This window comes from Pseudorhodoplanes sp. (assembly GCF_050250235.1).
Lineage (GTDB): Bacteria > Pseudomonadota > Alphaproteobacteria > Rhizobiales > Xanthobacteraceae > Pseudorhodoplanes.
In genome coordinates, this window is the sequence record NZ_JBFWPA010000316.1 from 1 (window position 1) to 2,791 (window position 2,791).

The window sequence follows — 2,791 nt, forward strand, 5'->3', positions numbered from 1 at the left end:
AGCAGCCGGGGGGCGCCATGACGACCGCTAACGACGCTGAAGGGATCGACCTCGACATCAAGGCTGCGAAGGAGGGCTACGAGCGCTTCCGGCTCGTGTTAGAGCGCGACAAGTCGTTCTACAAGAGCCTCGCCACGAAGAAGCAGAAGCCGCGGCTGCTTTGGATCGGCTGCTCGGACAGCCGGGTGGTGCCGTCGCAGATCACGCAGGCCGATCCAGGCGAGCTGTTCGAGGTGCGCAACATCGCCAACTGCGTGCCCCCGGCATGGGCCGACGACGAGGCGGTGGGCGCTGCCATCGAGTATGCGCTGGTGCATCTCGGCATCGACGACATCGTCGTCTGCGGACACTCGGGCTGCGGCGGGATTCAAGCACTGGCCGAGCATATCCCGCCCGCCGCGGAAGCTCACCTCGGGCGCTGGGTCGAGTATACGCGCCCGGCGCACAAGCTCGTTGCAGCGGCTGGGCTTCCGGAAGCCGAACGGGGGCCTGCCGCGATCCGCGCGCACGTCCAGTTCCAGCTCGACAACCTCATGACCTACGAGGTCGTCGCGAAGGGGGTCGCGGAGGGGCGCGTCGGCATTCACGGCTGGCTGTACGACATGGAGAGCGGCGAGCTTCAGGCCTACGATCCGAAGACCGGCTCCTGGCGCGGTCTGCTCGAAACGGCTGGCTCATGACCACCATCGCGATCTTCACGATCACGGCGCTCTGCGAGATCGCCGGGTGCTTCGCGTTCTGGGCGTGGGCGCGGCAAGGCGCATCTGCGCTCTGGCTCGTGCCCGGCGTCGCGTCGCTGATCGCCTTCGCCTGGCTCCTGACACGGATCGACAGCGACTTCGCCGGACGCGCCTATGCCGCGTACGGCGGGATCTATATCGTGGCATCGCTCGTCTGGCTGTGGGCGTTCGAGGGTACGCGGCCAGACCGCTGGGACGTGGCGGGCGGTGCGGTGTGCGTTCTGGGCGCGCTGCTCATCCTTTACGGCCCCCGTTCGGTTTAGAGCGCGTTCGCTTCAGGTCGACTCGGTTTCTGCGGTGCGAACGCGCTCCATCCCTTTGTTTAGAGTCTGATTCACGTCCTCGGTGTCCGCGTATCCGCGTCCACCTCAAACGATCAGGCTCCAGGCCCGCGGGCGCCGACGGGTGCCTTTCCCGGCCTCGGTTTGACGATTGTGTACTTGACAAACACAAATCGAGACTCCATATTTGAATCCAATGCGTTAGCGTTGGAACGGAAAAACCCATGAGCGCCCTGTCTGCACCGCACTTGCACAATGAGGAAGCCGCCATAGCGAAGCTGGAAAGCATCGTTTGGCCGAACGGTCCCGTGTGCCCGCACTGCGGCAACGCCAATGAGACCCGGATCTACAAGATTAAGGGCAAGAGCGCGCGGCCCGGTCTGAGGACGTGCGGCGAGTGTCGTAAGCAGTTTACCGTCAAGATCGGCACGCTGTTTGAGAGCAGCCACGTACCGGTTTTCAAATGGTGGCAGGCCGTCCACTTGATGACTGCGAGCAAGAAAGGCATCAGCGCCCATCAGCTTCACCGGACGCTGAAGGTCACCTACAAGACGGCGTGGTTCATGGCGCATCGAATCCGCGAGGCCATGCGTGCTAGCGATCTCGCACCGATGGGCGGGAATGGCGGGATTGTCGAGGTCGATGAAACCTTCATCGGACGCAAGAAGGGCGTGAAGGTTGAGCGTGGCTTTAAGCACAAGTTCGCGGTTCTAACCCTCGTTGATCGCAAGGGCGAAGCACGCAGCTTCCACGTCGATAACGTTCGCGCCAAGACGGTTGTCCCGATCCTCAAGAAGAACATTGACCGCGAGAGCCGGATCGCGACGGACGAAGCTCGGCAATACGAGTTCCTAAAATACCACTTTGCCGACCATCAGGCGCTCAAACACGTCCGCGAGGAATGGGTACGCGGGGAGTTCAGCACGAACCGCGCCGAGGGCTTTTTCAGCGTTTTCAAGCGCGGCATGAAAGGCGTTTACCAGCATTGCAGCGAGAAGCATCTTCACAGGTATCTGGCGGAGTTTGATTTTAGGTACAACAATCGGAGTGCAAGGGGCGTTGAGGACGACGCTCGTGCAGATCGCGCCGCTCGTGGTATTGTTGGAAAGCGTTTGAAATACCGGGACTCGTCACCATGACGGATATTCCCGTCACTGGCGCCGTTCTCAAATGGGCGCGTGAATTTCGCGGACTAACCGAAGAGGAAGCTGCCGACCGGTTGGGTTTGGCGATTGATGATTTGCGCGCGTACGAGGCTGGTGAGAAGCGTCCCAATCTCACGATGTTTGAGAACTTTGCTGCCAAGTATCGCTTGCCGCAGGCGACTCTTTTTCGGCGCACCCCTCCACAAACAAAGTCCATGCCATCCGACTTCCGGACGGTCGAGGGCGGCAGCCCACAATTCAGCTTCGACTTCAGAGTTGGTTTGAGCAACGTCAGAAGCTTGTTGGGCATGTTCGAAAGAGTTGCCGAAGAGGATGACGAGTTTGTGGTTCCAAAGCTTCCGCTTGTTAGCATGGATCAGAACCCAGAGGACGCTGGGGAGGCGGAGCGGAAGAGACTCGGAGTAACAGTAGAACAGCAACTCGAATGGCCTAAGTCCGAGGCGTTCCGCCGTTGGCGGAGTCGCTTAGAGGAGTTGGGCGTGATTGTTTTCCAGCAAAAATTTGATGTCCGAGATTGTCGCGGGTTTACGCTATACGAGACGAAATTCGCTCCGTGCATAGTGGTCAACAAGGCGGATCCGTCTGAGGCCGCCAAGATATTCAC

General features: G+C 60.3%; 4 protein-coding genes. All 4 read left to right on the forward strand.

The genetic code is table 11. The features are described 5' to 3' along the window. A partial coding sequence (locus AB7F49_RS39330) for a carbonic anhydrase (RefSeq protein WP_428533461.1) occupies positions 1–680 on the forward strand: 680 nt, incomplete at its 5' end. Beyond that, a complete protein-coding gene (locus tag AB7F49_RS39335; protein WP_428533464.1) occupies positions 677–1,003 on the forward strand; it encodes a YnfA family protein in 327 nt (108 codons plus the stop codon). The genes AB7F49_RS39330 and AB7F49_RS39335, both read left to right, overlap by 4 nt. A 242-nt stretch (positions 1,004–1,245) precedes the next feature. Then, complete coding sequence (locus tag AB7F49_RS39340; protein ID WP_428533467.1) at positions 1,246–2,160, forward strand: IS1595 family transposase; 915 nt, start codon at positions 1,246–1,248, stop codon at positions 2,158–2,160. Then, the coding region (locus tag AB7F49_RS39345) for a helix-turn-helix domain-containing protein (protein ID WP_428533470.1) at positions 2,157–2,791 on the forward strand (635 nt) is incomplete at its 3' end. The genes AB7F49_RS39340 and AB7F49_RS39345, both read left to right, overlap by 4 nt.

Coding starts and splice junctions, on each gene's coding strand:
- AB7F49_RS39335 (WP_428533464.1), top strand. CDS start 677: ATGACCACCATCGCGATCTTCACGATCACGGCGCTCTGCGAGATCGCC.
- AB7F49_RS39340 (WP_428533467.1), top strand. CDS start 1,246: ATGAGCGCCCTGTCTGCACCGCACTTGCACAATGAGGAAGCCGCCATA.